At 67.8% G+C, this 15180-nt stretch carries 16 protein-coding genes and 1 tRNA gene; 11 read left to right on the top strand and 6 right to left on the bottom strand.

Annotated features, from left to right (window positions below; all coding sequences use genetic code 11):
* Positions 1–58 precede the first annotated feature (58 nt).
* The 5 genes from AC1DKQ_RS01200 (at position 59) to AC1DKQ_RS01180 (ending at position 3541) form a co-directional block, all read left to right on the top strand.
* Positions 59–1057 carry a hypothetical protein gene (locus AC1DKQ_RS01200; RefSeq protein ID WP_476918173.1) on the top strand — a complete coding sequence of 333 codons (999 nt, stop codon included), beginning with the start codon at positions 59–61 and terminating at the stop codon, positions 1055–1057.
* Positions 1058–1166: 109 nt separating this feature from the next.
* Complete coding sequence (locus AC1DKQ_RS01195) at positions 1167–1979, top strand: SDR family oxidoreductase (RefSeq protein WP_476917991.1); 813 nt, start codon at positions 1167–1169, stop codon at positions 1977–1979.
* A gap of 46 nt (positions 1980–2025) precedes the next feature.
* Positions 2026–2098, top strand: a tRNA-Ala gene (locus AC1DKQ_RS01190).
* 205 nt (positions 2099–2303) lie between these two features.
* Positions 2304–2855 (top strand): hypothetical protein, encoded by a 552-nt coding sequence (locus AC1DKQ_RS01185; protein WP_476917990.1) that lies wholly within the window; start codon positions 2304–2306, stop codon positions 2853–2855.
* On the top strand, positions 2852–3541 hold the full coding sequence (locus AC1DKQ_RS01180) for an N-acetyltransferase family protein (protein ID WP_476917989.1): 690 nt from the start codon (positions 2852–2854) through the stop codon (positions 3539–3541). Before AC1DKQ_RS01185 ends, AC1DKQ_RS01180 begins: the two co-directional genes overlap by 4 nt.
* Here the strand turns inward: AC1DKQ_RS01180 and AC1DKQ_RS01175 are convergent.
* The gene (locus tag AC1DKQ_RS01175; protein WP_476882713.1) at positions 3471–3983 is read right to left on the bottom strand and encodes a hypothetical protein; all 513 of its coding nucleotides are present in this window, start codon (positions 3981–3983) and stop codon (positions 3471–3473) included. The genes AC1DKQ_RS01180 and AC1DKQ_RS01175 overlap by 71 nt on opposite strands.
* Positions 3984–4098: 115 nt before the next feature.
* On the opposite strand from AC1DKQ_RS01175, the gene AC1DKQ_RS01170 reads away from it, so the two are divergent.
* The 3 genes from AC1DKQ_RS01170 to AC1DKQ_RS01160 all read left to right on the top strand — a co-directional run bounded on the left by AC1DKQ_RS01170 (position 4099) and on the right by AC1DKQ_RS01160 (position 6553).
* Positions 4099–4569 (top strand): GatB/YqeY domain-containing protein, encoded by a 471-nt coding sequence (locus AC1DKQ_RS01170; protein ID WP_476917988.1) that lies wholly within the window; start codon positions 4099–4101, stop codon positions 4567–4569.
* On the top strand, positions 4566–6158 hold the full coding sequence (locus AC1DKQ_RS01165) for an ABC-F family ATP-binding cassette domain-containing protein (RefSeq protein WP_476917987.1): 1593 nt from the start codon (positions 4566–4568) through the stop codon (positions 6156–6158). Before AC1DKQ_RS01170 ends, AC1DKQ_RS01165 begins: the two co-directional genes overlap by 4 nt.
* Positions 6159–6229: 71 nt before the next feature.
* Positions 6230–6553, top strand: coding sequence for a hypothetical protein (locus tag AC1DKQ_RS01160; protein ID WP_476882716.1), 324 nt, complete (start codon positions 6230–6232; stop codon positions 6551–6553).
* On the opposite strand, the gene corA is transcribed toward AC1DKQ_RS01160, so the two are convergent.
* Both corA and AC1DKQ_RS01150 read right to left on the bottom strand, forming a co-directional pair.
* Positions 6550–7545: a magnesium/cobalt transporter CorA gene (gene corA, locus AC1DKQ_RS01155; protein ID WP_476882717.1), complete on the bottom strand. Its 996-nt coding sequence runs from the start codon at positions 7543–7545 to the stop codon at positions 6550–6552. The two genes, AC1DKQ_RS01160 and corA, sit on opposite strands and share 4 nt — an antisense overlap.
* A 7-nt stretch (positions 7546–7552) precedes the next feature.
* Entirely contained in the window at positions 7553–8092 is a 540-nt protein-coding gene (locus AC1DKQ_RS01150) for an Lrp/AsnC family transcriptional regulator (RefSeq protein WP_476917986.1), read from the bottom strand.
* Positions 8093–8269: 177 nt separating this feature from the next.
* On the opposite strand from AC1DKQ_RS01150, the gene AC1DKQ_RS01145 reads away from it, so the two are divergent.
* Complete coding sequence (locus AC1DKQ_RS01145) at positions 8270–9511, top strand: MFS transporter (RefSeq protein WP_476917985.1); 1242 nt, start codon at positions 8270–8272, stop codon at positions 9509–9511.
* A gap of 105 nt (positions 9512–9616) precedes the next feature.
* Here AC1DKQ_RS01145 and AC1DKQ_RS01140 read toward each other — a convergent pair whose 3' ends face one another.
* Positions 9617–10114: an Lrp/AsnC family transcriptional regulator gene (locus AC1DKQ_RS01140; RefSeq protein ID WP_476882720.1), complete on the bottom strand. Its 498-nt coding sequence runs from the start codon at positions 10112–10114 to the stop codon at positions 9617–9619.
* A gap of 133 nt (positions 10115–10247) precedes the next feature.
* Here AC1DKQ_RS01140 and AC1DKQ_RS01135 point away from each other — a divergent pair, with 133 nt between their 5' ends.
* Positions 10248–11411: a trans-sulfuration enzyme family protein gene (locus AC1DKQ_RS01135; protein WP_476882721.1), complete on the top strand. Its 1164-nt coding sequence runs from the start codon at positions 10248–10250 to the stop codon at positions 11409–11411.
* A gap of 51 nt (positions 11412–11462) precedes the next feature.
* Here AC1DKQ_RS01135 and AC1DKQ_RS01130 read toward each other — a convergent pair whose 3' ends face one another.
* A complete protein-coding gene (locus AC1DKQ_RS01130) occupies positions 11463–12797 on the bottom strand; it encodes an MFS transporter (protein ID WP_476882722.1) in 1335 nt (444 codons plus the stop codon).
* A 92-nt stretch (positions 12798–12889) separates the two neighbouring features.
* Between AC1DKQ_RS01130 and AC1DKQ_RS01125 the strand changes: the two genes are divergently transcribed.
* A complete protein-coding gene (locus AC1DKQ_RS01125) occupies positions 12890–13903 on the top strand; it encodes a LysR family transcriptional regulator (protein WP_476917984.1) in 1014 nt (337 codons plus the stop codon).
* A 177-nt stretch (positions 13904–14080) separates the two neighbouring features.
* Here AC1DKQ_RS01125 and AC1DKQ_RS01120 read toward each other — a convergent pair whose 3' ends face one another.
* Entirely contained in the window at positions 14081–15154 is a 1074-nt protein-coding gene (locus tag AC1DKQ_RS01120; RefSeq protein ID WP_476917983.1) for a nitronate monooxygenase, read from the bottom strand.
* Between the last annotated feature and the right edge of the window lie 26 nt (positions 15155–15180).

Below are 15180 nucleotides of genomic sequence, written 5' to 3'. Positions count from 1 at the left end.
GGCAGTACCCCATATACCTCATACGGTTTTGAGTGTGGACTTCCCTCTTAGCAGCTCTGTGATCCTTGTCATTGCAGTTGCGCTCTGGATCGTGTGGGTGGCGCCTTACGTTCTCCGGAACGGGCGTCACCAGTTGCAGCCTGCAGGCGACTTTCTGGCGGACGCCATAGACATGGAACCAGCAGAGCCGCATGCGGGGAAGGTTATGAAAATGGCAGCGCAGCACGAGAAACCCATGAGCAGCGCCCAGCGCGCAAAACCGGCCGGCGGCACCCCAGGTGCTGGTGCCAGCACCGCGGCGACCTCTGGGGGGACTCCGATCTCTGCAGCTACTTCCCCGGCGTTCCGGATTCGTTGGGGACGGCTGATGCTGGCGGTAGCCGGGCTTCTGTCCCTCCTCACGGGAATGATATCCGCTGCCCTTCGACTCTTCGGGATCGGTTCGGGCTGGCTCCCGGCGATTGCCCTGCTGGGCGCCGTCGCCGCCGTGGCGCTGCTCCGCCGCCTCGCTGTCCGCGACCGCCGGCGGAAAATGAACGCCGCGTTCCGTGCCGCCATGGGCGGCCCGGAACGTGCCACTGCCCCGACCTCCGTGCCCGAGCAGGACCCCTCCCTTCCTGCCGTCCGTCCCGGTGCCCGGGCGGAAAGCCCGCTCTTTGACGCGGAAGCGGGCCGGGTCACGCCCGAGCCGGCGCCGAAGCCGCTGACCGCCCTGGAGCTCCGCCAGGCCGCCCTCGCCGAAGCGGCAGCCTCGGGGGATACCTCGGCGGCTGTGGCTGCCGAAACGGCGGGCGCTACGGAGGGCTCCAGCTGGGAGCCCGTCGAGGTTCCCAAGCCCACCTACGTCGAAGCGGCCAAGGCCGAACGAGCAGCCCCCATGCCCCTGGACCTCCCTGAAGCGCCCAAGGCCGTCGGGAAGCCGTCCCTCAAGCAGGCCTCCGCGCGGCCGGCCGCGTCGGATCCGCAGGCCGCCGACGATTCCGAGTCAAAGCAACTCAGCAAGGCCCAGAGCGCCCTGAGCAACCTGGACGATGTCCTCCAGCGGCGGCGCGCCTGATCCGGTCTGTTCCTCCGTAGATTTCGCCCCGGGCAGCCAGAAACGGCTGCCCGGGGTTTTTCTTTCCCCGCAGCATCGCTGGCGGGCTTCGTTGCGGTAGCCTCTGGTCATGACAAGGATCTGTGTCGCCGGCGGAACCGGCCAAGTTGGCCGTGAAGTGGTGCGCCGGGCGCTGGGGGCCGGGCACTCGGTGGCCGTCCTCAACCGTAACCCGCCGCCGGCCGGCACCTCCGCCAACATCGGGGGCGCGGAATACTTCCGCGCTGACGTGACGACGGGCGAAGGCGTCGCAGCCGCCCTGGCGGGCGCCGACGTCGTGATCGATTGCCTGGAGGGACGCTCCGGGAAGGCGCGCAAGAACTTCGCCGACGGCGGCGCCCGTCTTCTGGCCGCCGCCCAGGATGCGGGTGCGGCCAGGGCCGTCATGCTGTCCATCGTGAATTGCGACCGCAGCAAGTCCGCTTTCTACCGGTCGAAGGCCGCCAAAGAACTTGTCTATGAGCTGTCCGGACTGGAGACAGTGGTGGTCCGTGCCACCCAGTTTCACTCATTGCTGGCGATGATGTTCGGTGCCGGCTCCAAGGTGCGAGTCATCCCCGTGGTGCGAGGCGCGCGCTTCCAGCCGGTGTCACCGGCGGACGCGGCAGCGGTGCTCCTGGAAACCGCCCTGGAACCGGCACCGGTTCCGGTTTCGGGACCGCGGCACCGGGTGTTGAACCTCGGCGGCCCGGAGTCGAAGGACATGGCCGACTTTGCCCGGGAGTGGCAGCGGGCCACGGGCGTCAAGGGCCAACTGGTGCGCCTGCCGCTGCCCGGCGCGATGGGCCGCTATCTGCGCGAGGGGCTGAATCTGGTGCCGGAGGCGCGACACGGCAACGAGACATTCCGCGGCTGGCTGGAAAACAGCGCCGATAGTTTGTAGCCTAGGGACACCGGCAACGCCGTTCCCTCAGGACCGGCGTTGCTTCGGGGCTATAGCTCAGTTGGTAGAGCGCTTCGTTCGCATCGAAGAGGTCAGGAGTTCGAATCTCCTTAGCTCCACCCTTTTCAAGGCTGATGCCATCGGCCGGCGCCGCCCGCCGGTCCCCCCTTCCATACACTGCTGAGATTCATGTGTCAGCCCCGGACCGAATACGGCATCAAGATATTCTCCAGGAAGCCGCCCGGGGTCGATTTCACGTGCTAGGTTTGCGGGCAAAGCCGCGGCCATTGCCAGCAGCTTCCGTACTCTTGGGGGAGAGTGACGATGATCCCGAACCACAGCCAGCTCATCAATCTCATGGTCGGCGCAGACCCGGGCTTTCTTGCCGGCCGTTTCGCTACCGAATTTTCGGCGTCTCCGGGCCAGTCGGGGGAGCGGGGCACATTCCGCTACTTCGGGGCCGGCTACTGGGACATCAGGATTGACGGAGGCCCCGCCTTCCAGATGACCCCGCACGGATCGCGAATCGTCCAGGCCAACGGGTCGGCCGAGGCCTGCCTGGCCATGACGAACCCGCCACCCCAACCGCCGTGGTCCCTGGTGCTGCCCCGTCATTCGACATTTCTGGGCCGGGAGGACGATGATTGGCAGCTGGACGCCGGCTGGCCGGTCACCGGCGACCAAGACTCATGGGTGGTGCCGCTGAAGAGCCGGGAAGCGCCCGGGCTCAATGGAACCCTGACTGTGAACGCAGCAACGTACGTCATCACGCGGGCCGAACTGGGGCCCATGAGGCAGGCACTCATCATCGACCAGACCGAACCCACGGACCAGGACCTGGCGGACCTGGAAGCTTTGAAATCAGGAGCAACATGACAGCCGCAGAGACCAGGACACGGACGGCATCGAACGTCAGTCTGCACGTCGGCGCGCCGGGGCCCGCCGTGGCCGCCGAAGCCGCAGCGCTCCTCAACGAATCCCTCGGCTCTGGTTTCGTCCGCCCATCGGCCCTGGCGGAACTCACGGTTGAGGGACGGGGAGTCCTCATCCGGGCCCGCAGCCGGGACGGCGAGCTCCTTGGCGCAACAACCGCCCGCATCCTGGACCAGACGTCCCACCCGGCGCTGCGAGTCCGCCTGCGCCCGGCCACCGCCGGCGCGGGCTTGGGCGGGCGGCGGGTCGGCGAAATAAAGTCCATTGTTGTCGGCCCTGCAGCCCGGGGGATGGGCCTGGGCACGATCATGCTGGCGGCCTGCCTGGACTTTCTTGAGGCTGGCGGTTGCCGCTACGTCGTCTCCGCGTCGTGGGTCTCGGCCGATCCGCAGCACTCGTCCCTGGGGATGTTGGAGCGGGCCGGCTTTGCGCAACTGGCCACGATCCCCAGCTACTGGGCGGACGACCAGAAACTGGCCGGTTACCTCTGCCCAACGTGCGGCCCCGAGTGCGTCTGCGCGGCCATCATCCTGGGGCTCCCACTCGAGGACGGACCCGCTAGAGCTCTTCCTTGGCAAGGGTCTTTGTCTGGACCGGTGTCGGCCGGCCCAGGCGCCGGTCGAGTGTGACGCGCAGCCTGGCGGCCGCGACCTGAACCCGGTGCTGCGAGGCGGTCGCAGGGCTGGGAGCCTTCACGGGGATGTGCTGGGGAGCGAGACGTTCCTCGAACCCGTTCACGGATTTCCACGCGATGTCCAGGAGTTCGAGTTCCTCGTTCCGGGCCAACTCACTGCTGGCGAGCACCTCCAGCGCTGCCAGCCCTAGGGCTCTGGTGTCCTCGTCCTCGTCCAGGGCACTGTCCAGCGCCCATTGTGTCCGTTTCCACCACTCGGCGCGGTCATCGGCGATGGCCTTCTGGCGCAGTGTCTGCCAGGCCATGAACGCTCCCACAGCTGCCGCTACGAGCACCGCGACAGGGGCAAGCGCGGCAACGATCTGCCACCACTCGGCCGGACTTGAGTGGAGGAAGACTTCAACCGGAACGGGGGTCGGGGCAGGCGTTGGCGGCATGCGATCAGCCTAAGCCTGGGCCCGGCCGTCCCGGACGAGGACGCGCAGTGGATAATCTCGGCGATCGGGGTCAACGGGTTCTGCCGCTAGCCTAGTCAGTAACACGAGGAGAATTATGACCACCCTGAAAGAACGCCTGCACGCCGACGTCGTGAGCCACATGAAGGACCGCAACAAGGTTGCCCTCACCACTGTGCGCAACGTCCTCGGCGAGATCGAAACCCGGGAAAAATTGGGCAAGACGCCAATCGTGCTGGACGACGCACAGGTGACTGCCCTCCTGCAGAAGGAAGCCGCCAAGCGCCGCGACACTGCCCGCATCTACACCGAAGCCGGCGAAGCAGAGCGTGCCGCCGCCGAAATCGCCGAAGCCGAGGTGATCGAGGCCTACCTGCCCAAGCCACTCACCGCGGCCGAAGTCGAGACGATCGTGGACGAGGCCATTGCGGCGCTCAAGGCCGACGGCATCGAGTTGTCCATGCGCCAAATGGGTGCAGTGATGAAGCCCGTCACCGCTACGGTGGCCGGACGCTTTGACGGCAAGGCCGTCAGCGAAATCGTCCGCAACCGTCTCGCGCAGCAATGAGTCTGATCCGACTGCACGACGTCGGCGTCCGCTTCGACAACACACAGATCCTTCGTGAGGCGTTCTTCCGCCTCGAACCCGGGGACCGGGTGGGGCTGATCGGCAAGAACGGCTCGGGGAAGACCTCCATCCTCAAGCTCATCCTGGACCAGGTCTCCCCGGACACCGGAACAGTCACCGTGGAGCAGGGAACCAAGGTTGGGTACTTCTCCCAGTTTTCCGAGCTGGACGGCGAGGCGACCATCCTTGAGGTCCTTGACGGACTGTTCGTCCAGATCAAGGCCGCCGAGGCCGAGCTGGCAGCCATCGACGCCGCCATCGCGGCAGACCCCGCAGAAGCAGAGCTGGACCGGCTGATCGGGCGCCAGGCCGAGCTGTTCGAGGACATGGACCGTCTCGACGGATGGGACTACACGCGGCGCATCGCCACCGTCCTGACCACGCTGGGGTTCAGCGAAGCTCACCGCACGTGCGCGATTGACGAACTCTCCGGCGGGTGGCGCAACCGCGCTGCCCTGGCCAAGATCCTGTTGGAGGGTCCGGACGTACTGCTCCTGGACGAGCCCACCAACTACCTCGACGTAGCCGGCGTCGAATGGCTCGAAAACTGGTTCCGCGACTACCGCGGCGCGGCGATCATCGTCTCGCACGACCGGAAGTTCCTCGATGCGGTGGTTACCCGGATTATCGAGGTGGAGAATTTCCATCTGCACGAATACCCGGGAAACTTCGCCGAGTACGTTGTGCAGAAGCAGTTCCGGCTCAAAACGCTCGAGGCGCAGTTCGTCCATGAGTCCGAGCTCCTCGCCTTTGAAGCGGAGGGCATCGCCGACCGCCGCGAGGCCGCCAAGGCCGCCAGCCGCGGGTTGGGGAACCAGCTGGCCAAGATCAAGAAAGCGCGCACGCCCCGGCCCGTGGACCAGATCGTCACGGAGATCTACGGCGGGCTGCACGTGAAGGATGTCCTCTGCCGGGTCGAAGGACTGGGCAAGTCCTATGGCGAGAAAGTGTTGTTCGAGGACCTCAGCTTTGAGATCCGCCGTGGCAACAGGATTGTGGTCCTGGGCTCCAACGGCAGTGGCAAGTCCACGCTGCTGAAAGTGCTGACCGGGGAGGAACCGACCGATTCCGGTGAGGTGGTCTGGGCCAAGGGGCCCGGTTTCGTTTCGTACAACAAAATGCTGGAAGAACTCGACGACGCCGACACCGTTTCGCACGCCGTCAACGCACTGCCGGACAGCCTCGCCTTCAGCGCCACGAAGAAGTCCGTCAACAGGTTCCTCGCGATGTTCCAGTTCTCCGAGGCCGACCTCAAACAGAAGATCGGAAACCTCTCCGGCGGCCAGAAAGCCCGCGTCGCCATGGCCCAGTGCCTGCTGTCCGGCGCTTCGGTGCTGCTCCTGGACGAGCCCACCAACCACCTGGACATGTCCAGCACCCAGGTGATGGAGCGGGCGCTGCTCCACTTCCCCGGGGCGGTAGTCGTGGTCAGCCACGATCGCTTCTTCACCGAGAAAATCGCCACCCGCAAGCTGGTCTTCGGCAGCGACGGCGCGGAACCCGGCGAGGTCGACGTACTGGCGGCCTGAAGGAACGTCGGGAGGACCGGGCGGGACGATAGACCCGGGCGCGGCGATCCGGGCAGCGAGATAATGGAAACATGACCAACCAGGAGCACGACCGCGACCCGTGGGAGGAGTTCGACCAGCTCAAGCCTGCCGGCCCGGACCGTGTCGCCGGCTACCCCGGAGGGGAACCGCAGGGCTTCGGTTTCCGCACGGGCGTCCGCAGCGCCCGGGTTGCCCTCGGATTTGCCGTCTACTCCCTGGCGCTTGGAAGCATTCTGGTCCTTATTGGGGCCGTCGTTTTCATTGGTAGCGGGAAGTGGCTGCTATTCGGGCTCATGGTGCTGGTCGAGGTCGTCTTTATCCTGGCGTTCCGGCGGCTCCTGGCCCAGGTCCGGGAGCGCCGCGCTTCCGGCTAAAGCCAGCCCTTTTTCTTGAAGATGGCGTACATCAGCGCCGCAGTGCCGGCCATGAGCACGATTGCCATCGGGTAGCCCAGCGTCCAGTGCAACTCCGGCATGTTGTCGAAGTTCATGCCGTAGAGTCCGGCCACAAATGTCGGCGCGAAGAAGATCGCGGCCCACGAGGAGATCTTCTTGACCTGCTCGTTTTGTTCCGCGCTGGCCTCGTTCTGGCGGTTGGCTGTCAGGGTTCCGTCCAGGGTGAGCGCGTTCTGCAGCAGGTCACGGAACGAGTCGGCGCGGGAAATCAGCCGCTCCACGTGGTCCTCGACGTCGCGCAGGCTGTGCTGCAGTTCCGTGTCCACCCGGTACTTCTCAAAGCCCCGCCGGAGCTGGTGCATCATTGCCGGGAGCGGGTGGATGGCGCGCTGGAAATGGATGACTTCCCTGGCGAGTTCGTAGATCCGCCGGGACACCAGGGGATCGCCGCTGAAGAGCTGGTCCTCGATCTCGTCGATGTCGTTTTCCAGCCCGGCCACCACAGGACCGTAGTCGTCCACCACCTGGTCCATGAGTGCATACAGGACGGCCTCGGGGCCGTGGCGCAGCAGGTCGGGCCGGCTCTCCATCCGGTGCCGGACCTGGCCCACGACTTTCGTCTCGGCGTGCCGGACGGTGACCACGAAGTTCCGGCCCGTGAAGATGTGCAGTTCGCCGAACTCCACGGTCTCGGTCTCGTCCAAGTACCGGGCAGGCCGGAGCACAGTGAACAGGTTGTCGTCGTAGCGTTCCAGCTTGGGGCGCTGATGGGCGGAGATGGCGTCCTCCACCGCCAGCCCGTGCAGGTCGAATTCCGCGGCCACGGCCGCCATTTCGTCCGGCGTGGGCCGGTAGAGACCGATCCAGGCCATGCCGCCGCGCTCGGTCAGGGTCTCGAAAGTCTGCTCGAGGTTCGTCGGCTCGGCGCTGCGGATGCCGTCAACGTAGACGGCGTTGTCGATGATAGTCACCGGGACATTATCCTTTGTTCACCTGGAGTTCGGCGGAACCGGCCCGCCGCGACGCGGACCGGCCGGGAGCCAGCTCGTTGCCTTGGACGAGCCGGCTGATCAGAGGTTCGGTTCGGTAGGGGATATGGGTGTGCAGCGCCAGTACGGTCTCGGTGCGGATGACTCCCTTGATCCGAAGGATGGACCGGAGGGCCGCCTGGAGGTTGTGCGTGTCCGTCGCCACCACCCGGCACCAGACGTCGCCGCGCCCGGAGATCTCATGGACTTCCAGGACTTGGGCGATCAGCCGCAGGGCCCCGACGACGCCGTCGAGCTCCCGGTGGTTGACCTCAATCGTCACGAAGGCGACGACGTCGTAGCCCACCGCCTCCAGATCGATTTCGCGGCCGCCGTCGTGCAGTACGCCCGAGCGCAGCATGCGCCGCACGCGCGACTGGGCGGTGTTCCGGGCGATGCCCAGGGAATCACTGAGGTCGCCGATCTGGATCCGGGGATCCCGGATCAATTCCAGCAGGATCTTGAGGTCCGTAGGGTCCAGACTGTTCAAATCATCACTCCGGTTCACTTCAACAGTCCGAGAATGACTGTTTTGCTCAATTTTGGCACAGAATTTAGCCATGAAGATCATTGGTATTGCATTCTTTAGGGACCAATCTTTCGACCGGGCCGGGCGCTTCCCCCACAACAGGGAAAGCCCGGCCCTGCATTTTGCAAGGGCACAGCCATGACTGTCTTCAGCGAACTCCGCATGCGCCCGGCCACAGCTGACCGCTGGGGCTGGGACGCTTCCACCACCGCACGGCTCGTAATGGCAGGCGTCGTGATCTTTACGCTGCTCGTCGGCGCGAACCTGGCGACGCCGCTGTACCCGTTGCTGCAGGCAAAACTGGGGATTACGGCGCTCGACGTTACGGTGGCGTTCTCGGCTTACGTCCTGGCGCTCGTGGCCACCCTGGTCCTGGCCGGTCACTGGTCCGACCACATCGGACGCCGCGCCGCCCTCGTTCTCGCGGTCCTGGTGGGCCTGGCCGGAGGCTTGGTCTTCGCCACTGCGGACAGCCTCGCGGCGCTCTGCGCCGGGCGCGCGCTGCAGGGCATCGCCGTAGCCCTCGCCACCGGCGCCAGCTCAGCCGCCCTGCGCGAACTCCTGCCCAGCCGGCCGGAGTGGGCCTCCCGGTTCACGCTCCTGGCCTCGGCCGGTGGCGTCGCCGCCGGCCCTGCCATCGGCGGAATGCTGTCACTGTTGCCGGGCTCGACGTCGACGCCTTACTACCTGCACTCCTTCGTCCTCGCTGCCGTGCTGGTGCCCCTCTACCTGCTCAAGGCGCGGCCCGCCATCAGCCTGCATGCCGGTCCCCAGCCGCTGCGTGTCCTGGCGCCGCGGCGGCCGTCGGTTTCGAGTGACGCGCGCGGCGCCTTCTGGCTGGCCTCCTCCGTGGGCTTCCTGAGCTTCACGGTCTTTGGCTTCTGCCTCTCGCTCGCGCCCGGCTATTTCGCCCAGATTGTCCACGCCGATTCGCGGCCGTTGATCGGCCTGCTGGCCGGGCTGACGCTGGGCTCCTCGGCCCTGAGCCAACTGCTGGCCATCCGGGGCCGGTTTGCCGTGTCCGCCGGATTGGCAGTCCTCGGCGTTTCCGTGTTGCTCATCGCCGCGGCCGCCGCCTGGAGCAGCCCGTGGCTGCTGATCTTGGCCAGCATCACTGCAGGCGTGGGGCAAGGTGTGGCCTTCCGGACCGTCTTCAACGACGTCGCCGGCAAGGTGGAGCCCGCCCGGCACGCCCAGATCATCAGCACGGTCTATGTCATCACGTACCTGGGCAGCGCCATCCCGGTGATCGGGCTGGGGCTCGCGGCCGGGATGGTCGGGCTGCAGGCCGCCGTCGCCGGGTTCGTCACGGTGTGTGCCGCGGCCGCGCTGACGCTGGCGGCCGTGACGCTGCGAACGGCACTGCGCCAGCGGGTCTAGCCTGCCGGCGCCGCCAGTGCGCCGTGGGCAATAAGAGCGCCCACGGCAGTAAGAGCGCCCGCGGCAATAATAATGCTCGCGGGTCTGGCCTTCCGGCGGCCGCTGTTACGGCAGCGGGCCGTGGTTGCCCTGGATGTGGGCGAAGACCAGCGTGGTTTCGGTGTGGCCCACCACGGGGTCGGTGGCCAGGTTGTCCAGTACCCAGTCCCGGAGGTCCTCGGTGGTGGCCACGGCGATGTGCAGCAGATAGTCCACCGAACCGGACGTGTGAAAGGTTGAGAGCACCGCCGGGAGCTTGGGCACCCGGGCCGTGAAACGGTCGATCTGCTCGCGGTCGTGGGCCCGGAGCCGGACCGCAATGAGGGCCTGGACCGAGCGTCCGATCGCGGACAGGCTCAGGTTGGCCTCGAAGCCCTCGATGATGCCGCGCTCGGACAGGGCGCGGGTGCGCATCAGCGCGGTCGACGGCGCGATCCCCACGAGTTCTGCCAGCTGCTTGTTCGAGATGCGGGCATCCGCGACGAGGGCAGCGAGCAGGCGCTCGTCGATCGCGTCCAGCGGTTCGCCGGCCCCCGGCCGAACATTCTTCGCACTGCTGCTCACGGATCCTCCTCGTAGTGTTGTCTATTCATCATAAACGGCACTATCCGACAGTTCCATTCATAACCCCTACAGATACTCGAATTATTACCAGATACTTGCGGAATTCAATGGCGAATATTCGTAAGGAGTTAGGGTGCTCTCTCAAGATTCATTGGCGGTCCATGCGGGCCGGAACGGGCTCACGGAACTGGGTGTGCACGCGGTGCCCATCGATCTGTCCACGACGGCACCGCTGCCGTCCGTGCACGACGGCGGCCTGGCGTACGAGCACATGGCCACGGGCGGGGCACACGTGGAGGGGCAAAGCACTGTGTACCAGCGGTTGTGGAACCCCACGGTGGCGCGGTTCGAAGAGGGCGTCGCCGTCCTGGAGGGCACGCCCGAGTCTGTCGCCTTTGCCACCGGCATGGCGGCGCTGAGCGCGGTGCTCCTCGCGGTTGTGGCGGCGGGCAAGAAGCATGTGGTCGCCGTGCGGCCCCTTTACGGCGGCAGCGACTACCTGCTCGCCTCCGGCGTCCTCGGCAACGAGGTCACCTTCACGACTCCGGAGGGCGTCCGCGGCGCCCTGCGGCCGGACACCGGCCTGGTGATCCTGGAGACGCCGGCCAACCCGACCCTTGAGCTGGTGGACATCGCCCGGGTGGCTGCCGCTGCCGACGGTGTGCCGCTCCTGGTGGACAACACCTTCGCCAGCCCGGTGCTGCAGCAGCCCTACAAGCACGGTGCCGCGATGGTGCTGCACAGCGCCACGAAGTTCCTGGGCGGCCACGGTGACGCCATGGGCGGTGTGGTGGCCGCAGGCTCTGAATGGGCCGTTCGCCTGCGCCAGATCCGGGCTGTGACGGGCGGAATCCTGACCCCGTGGCCGGCCTACCTGCTGCACCGCGGGCTGGCGACTCTCCCCGTGCGGGTCCGCGCCCAGCAGGCCAGCGCCGAAAAGGTCGCGGTTGCCCTGGCCGGCCACGGGCTCGTGAAGCGGGTCTACTACCCGGGACTTTCTGAATGTGACCCGCAGGGCCTCGTCGGCACCCAGATGTCCGGCCCTGGATCGCTCATGGCCTTCGAGCTCGCCAGCGCCGAGCACGCCGAACGGATCCCGGCCGCCGTCGGCATGATCACGCACGCCGTCTCCCTCGGTGGGATCGACACGCTCATCCAGCACCCCGCCGGCCTGACCCACCGGCCGGTCGAGACAGCGGCCAAGCCGCACGCGAACCTGCTGCGGATCTCGGTGGGCCTGGAGGACCCGGCCGACATCGTCGCCGACCTCGTTCAGGCGATCGAGGCCACGCGGTAGCCCGCGGAGACGACGGCCTGGCCGGACCCGGCACCTGGCCGGACCCGACGTCTACCCGGACACCGTGGCCCCGCCGGCGGCCTTGCTCCCGTTGCGGGCAGCCCGGCCGGCGGCTGCGGGAACCGACGCGGGATGCGCGACGGCGGTGATTGCCGCCGTCGCGCCGGCCAGTCCGATGACCGTCAGGGCAAGGGCCGTCCAGCCAAGCCGCTGGAAGATCAGGCCGCCGGCCCAGCCAAGCACGCTGGAGCCGAGGTAGTAGGCGAGGTTGTACAGCGAGGCGGCTTGCGCCCTGCCTGTCGTGGCGATCAGTCCGGTCCAGCCGGAACCGATGCTGTGTGCCGCGAAGAAGCCGCCCGTGAACAGCAGCAGTCCCACCAGGATCGGGACCAGCAGTTCCGTGAGCGTCAGGGCCAGGCCGCCCGCCATCAGCGCGGTGCCGGCGATCAGGACGGTGCGCCGGCCGAACCGGGACGTCAGCCCCGCTGCCCAGCGCGCCGAGACGGTTCCGGAGAGATAGGCCAGGAAGATCAGGCTGATCGCGGTGGCCGGCAGGTTGAACGGTTCCCCGGACAGACGGAATCCGAGGTAGTTGTAGACGGCCACGAATCCGCCCATGAGCAGGAACGCCTGGACGTACAGGGCGAGCAGCCGGGGATTGCGGGCATGGCGGGCCAGCGTGCCCATGGCGCCCCGGAAGCCGCCCGCGGCCGCAACGGTGAACCCCTGGGCCCGCGGCACCAGAACGAGGAACAGGACGGCTGCCCCGGTGGCCAAAACGGAGACGGCCAGGGCCGCGGCCCGCCATCCCCACAGTTCGCCGGCGGGTCCGGCCACCAGCCGACCGGCAAGGCCGCCCAGGGTTGTCCCGGCAACGTAGCTCCCGGCGGCGAGGGCGGCGTGGGCCTTGTTGACCTCCTCGTTGAGGTACGCGATCGCGATGGCAGGAATGCCGCCGAGGGCCATTCCCTCCAGCATTCGCAGACCCAGCAGCACGGGGAAGCTGGGGGCCAGGGGGACCAGCAGGCCCAGGACGGTGGCAGCTGAGATGCCCCACATCATTGCCCGGACCCGGCCGATCCGGTCGGCCAGGAAGGACCATGGAAGCACCGTCAGGGCCAGCCCCACCGTCGCCAGGGAGATGGTCAGCGCGGCCTCGGCGGCCGAGATGCGGAGATCCGCCGCCAGGAGGGGAAGCACCGCCTGGGTGGAGTAGAGCTGGGCGAAGGTCGCGACGCCGGCAAAGGCAAGCCCGGCGAGGATCCGCCGGTAGGCCGCCGAGCCCTTCGGATGGCCCGCCCACGCAGCAGCGTTAGCCGCAGGATCAGCTGCAGGATCGGGGCCGGGACGGGGCCCTGCGCCGGAGGGCGCGGAAAAGCGTGGCATGCCCTCAGGCTAAACCTGATCGAGGGATGCTTCCAATGCATGATTTCCATAGAATAGATAGCAAAAATGCAACAGTGCACGGGGAGTGGAACATGGACGTCGAACACAAGCAGCTGGTTCAGCTGCTGCCCCTCCTGCCGCTGCTGGCAGAACTGGGGCGGACGGAGCACATTACCGAGACGGCCGAGCTCCTGGGCCTGCCGCAGTCGACGGTGAGCCGTGCAATTGCGCGGGCCAGCGCCATCGTGGGGACGGAGCTCTTGATCCGGGACGGCCGCGGCGTGCGGCTCACGCCCGCGGCGAAGGCACTCCTGCCCCACATCGAGGCCGCCCTGGACGAATTCCAGACGGGGCTGGATCTTGTCCGGCACGAATCCGAAGTGGTCCGCGGCCGGATCGCGGTCTCGTTCCAGCACACCTTTGGCGAGGCGATGCTGCCGCTGCTCATCAGTGCGTTCCGGAGCCGGCACCCGCAGACTGCCTTTGACCTCAGCCAGGGCGCACGGGACGGCTGCCTCGCGGAACTGGCCGCCGGCTCCGCGGACCTGGCGCTCACGGCCCCCGTAGCCACGCCAGGCAAGAGAATCGGGTCGGCGGCGCTGTACCGGGAACCGCTGCGTCTGGTGGTGCACCACCGGCACCCCCTGGCCGGCCGCCGTCGGGCCCGCGTCGCCGAAATCCGGCAGGAGCCGTTCGTGGCGATGGGGTCCGGTTACGGCATGCGCTCGCTGACCGATGCGTTGTTCCGGGAGGCGGGGTTCCGCCCTCGCATTGCCTTCGAGAGCCAGGACTCGCACACTGTCCGCGGGCTCGTCTCGGCCGGCCTCGGCGTCAGCATCCTGCCGCCCGGCGGCTCCGCACCCGGCAGGGCCGCACCAGACAGCCCCCACCAGCCGGCAGGCGCGGGAGCCGACGACGGCGGGCCCGGGTGGGTGGAAATTCCCCTGGATTCGGCCCTGGCGTTCCGCGAGATCGGCCTCGCGTGGCGGGAGCGCCGCGGCGGAGCCGATGCCGAGTCCGATCCCGTGCGCTTGTTCCGCGAACTCGTGCTGCGCGACGGGCCGGCACTCCTGGCAGGCTTCGTGCGCGAACGCTCGGGCGGCTGAGCCGGGGCGATGGAGCCGGTCCCGCGCCATGCGCCGAAGTCGCCGGAAGCGTGCACCATGGTTGTCGAAGTCGCCGGAAGGGGCCGAGGACGCCGGAAGGAAGCGGCGGTTTCGCACGTTTCCGGCGAATTCGGGATCCCGTGGCGGGCTGGGCTGGGCTGCGGTTGGCAGCGGCGGTCAGCGGCCGGCGAGCAGCCCGTGCACGACGGCGGCGACGGGTCCAGCCTGCGCCTGCCGCCAGCCCGAGCCCGCCCACAGGTTCAGGCGCTCCGGGTCGCCGGCTGCGGCGGCGGCGGCCCGGAGGGGAGCCGTCAGGTGGTGGATCGCAGGGTAGGCAACCGGTGCCTCGGGGTGGTCGCGGACGAATTCGTTCTCCAGGGCCCGGGCCTGCCGGCCGGTGAAGGCGCGTGTCAGCCGGGTGCGGGTGAAATGCGGGTCCGCCAGTGCATCCTTGTGCAGCTGCCTGGCGCCGCTTTCGTCCGTGCGGAGGAAGGCGGTGCCGATCTGGCCTGCTGCCGCTCCGGCGCGCAGCACCGCGTCGAGCCCTGCCGCGTCCATGATGCCGCCCGCGGCCACCAGCGGCAGGTCGACGGCGGACCGCACCTCCGCGAGCAGCTCCGCCGTCGTGCCCGCCGCCGTCCTGCCAAGCGGTGTCCTGCCCAGCTGTGTTCCTTCTAGCTGTGCCACCGACCCCGGTAGGAACGCCGCACTGTGTGCTCCGGCGCTCGTGTGCTGCACCACCAGGGCGTCCACGCCCTGCTCTGCCGCCTGCACGGCCTCGGCCGCGCAGGTCACAGTGGCAAGCACCACCGATCCCGCCCGCTGCAGAGCACGGGCAACGTCGACGCCGGGCAGCCCGAAGGCGAAACTGACCAGCTCCACGGGCTCCGCCAGCAGGGCATCGATCTTTCCCTGCCACTCGTCGTCGTCATCGACGCGCAACTGCGGGAGCTCCACACCGTATCGCCCGGCATCGGCCTGCACCTGCAGCCGGTAGTCCTCAAGCTCCGCCAACAGTGCCGCGGACGGCCGCAACTGGGCCGGATCCGGGACGAACACATTCATGCCGAAGCGGGCGCCGGACTCCCGGACGGAGCGGATTTCCGCCTGCATGGCCGCCACGCTCTTGTATCCGGCCGCCAGGAAGCCAAGGCCGCCGGCGCGGTGCACGGCCTCGACAAAGGCCGGCGTTGACGTTCCCCCGGCCATGGGCGCTGCGATGACGGGGGTGCCGAAAAGGTCGTGGGGCATTGCGGGCTCCTTGCAGCGATTCAGTA

The sequence above is a fragment of the Arthrobacter sp. 05L421 genome (assembly GCF_056397785.1).
The sequence above is the reverse complement of the archived record's forward strand: the minus strand, read 5'-3'. Positions and strand labels throughout refer to the sequence as shown.

What these genes read in the sequence shown, in the direction of transcription:
- AC1DKQ_RS01125 (WP_476917984.1), top strand. Translation starts at nt 12,890, where the DNA reads ATGGACGTCGAACACAAGCAGCTGGTTCAGCTGCTGCCCCTCCTGCCG.
- AC1DKQ_RS01145 (WP_476917985.1), top strand. Translation starts at nt 8,270, where the DNA reads ATGACTGTCTTCAGCGAACTCCGCATGCGCCCGGCCACAGCTGACCGC.
- AC1DKQ_RS01170 (WP_476917988.1), top strand. Translation starts at nt 4,099, where the DNA reads ATGACCACCCTGAAAGAACGCCTGCACGCCGACGTCGTGAGCCACATG.
- AC1DKQ_RS01175 (WP_476882713.1), bottom strand. Translation starts at nt 3,983, where the DNA reads ATGCCGCCAACGCCTGCCCCGACCCCCGTTCCGGTTGAAGTCTTCCTC.
- AC1DKQ_RS01165 (WP_476917987.1), top strand. Translation starts at nt 4,566, where the DNA reads ATGAGTCTGATCCGACTGCACGACGTCGGCGTCCGCTTCGACAACACA.
- AC1DKQ_RS01160 (WP_476882716.1), top strand. Translation starts at nt 6,230, where the DNA reads ATGACCAACCAGGAGCACGACCGCGACCCGTGGGAGGAGTTCGACCAG.
- AC1DKQ_RS01180 (WP_476917989.1), top strand. Translation starts at nt 2,852, where the DNA reads ATGACAGCCGCAGAGACCAGGACACGGACGGCATCGAACGTCAGTCTG.
- AC1DKQ_RS01130 (WP_476882722.1), bottom strand. Translation starts at nt 12,797, where the DNA reads ATGCCACGCTTTTCCGCGCCCTCCGGCGCAGGGCCCCGTCCCGGCCCC.
- AC1DKQ_RS01185 (WP_476917990.1), top strand. Translation starts at nt 2,304, where the DNA reads ATGATCCCGAACCACAGCCAGCTCATCAATCTCATGGTCGGCGCAGAC.
- AC1DKQ_RS01195 (WP_476917991.1), top strand. Translation starts at nt 1,167, where the DNA reads ATGACAAGGATCTGTGTCGCCGGCGGAACCGGCCAAGTTGGCCGTGAA.
- AC1DKQ_RS01120 (WP_476917983.1), bottom strand. Translation starts at nt 15,154, where the DNA reads ATGCCCCACGACCTTTTCGGCACCCCCGTCATCGCAGCGCCCATGGCC.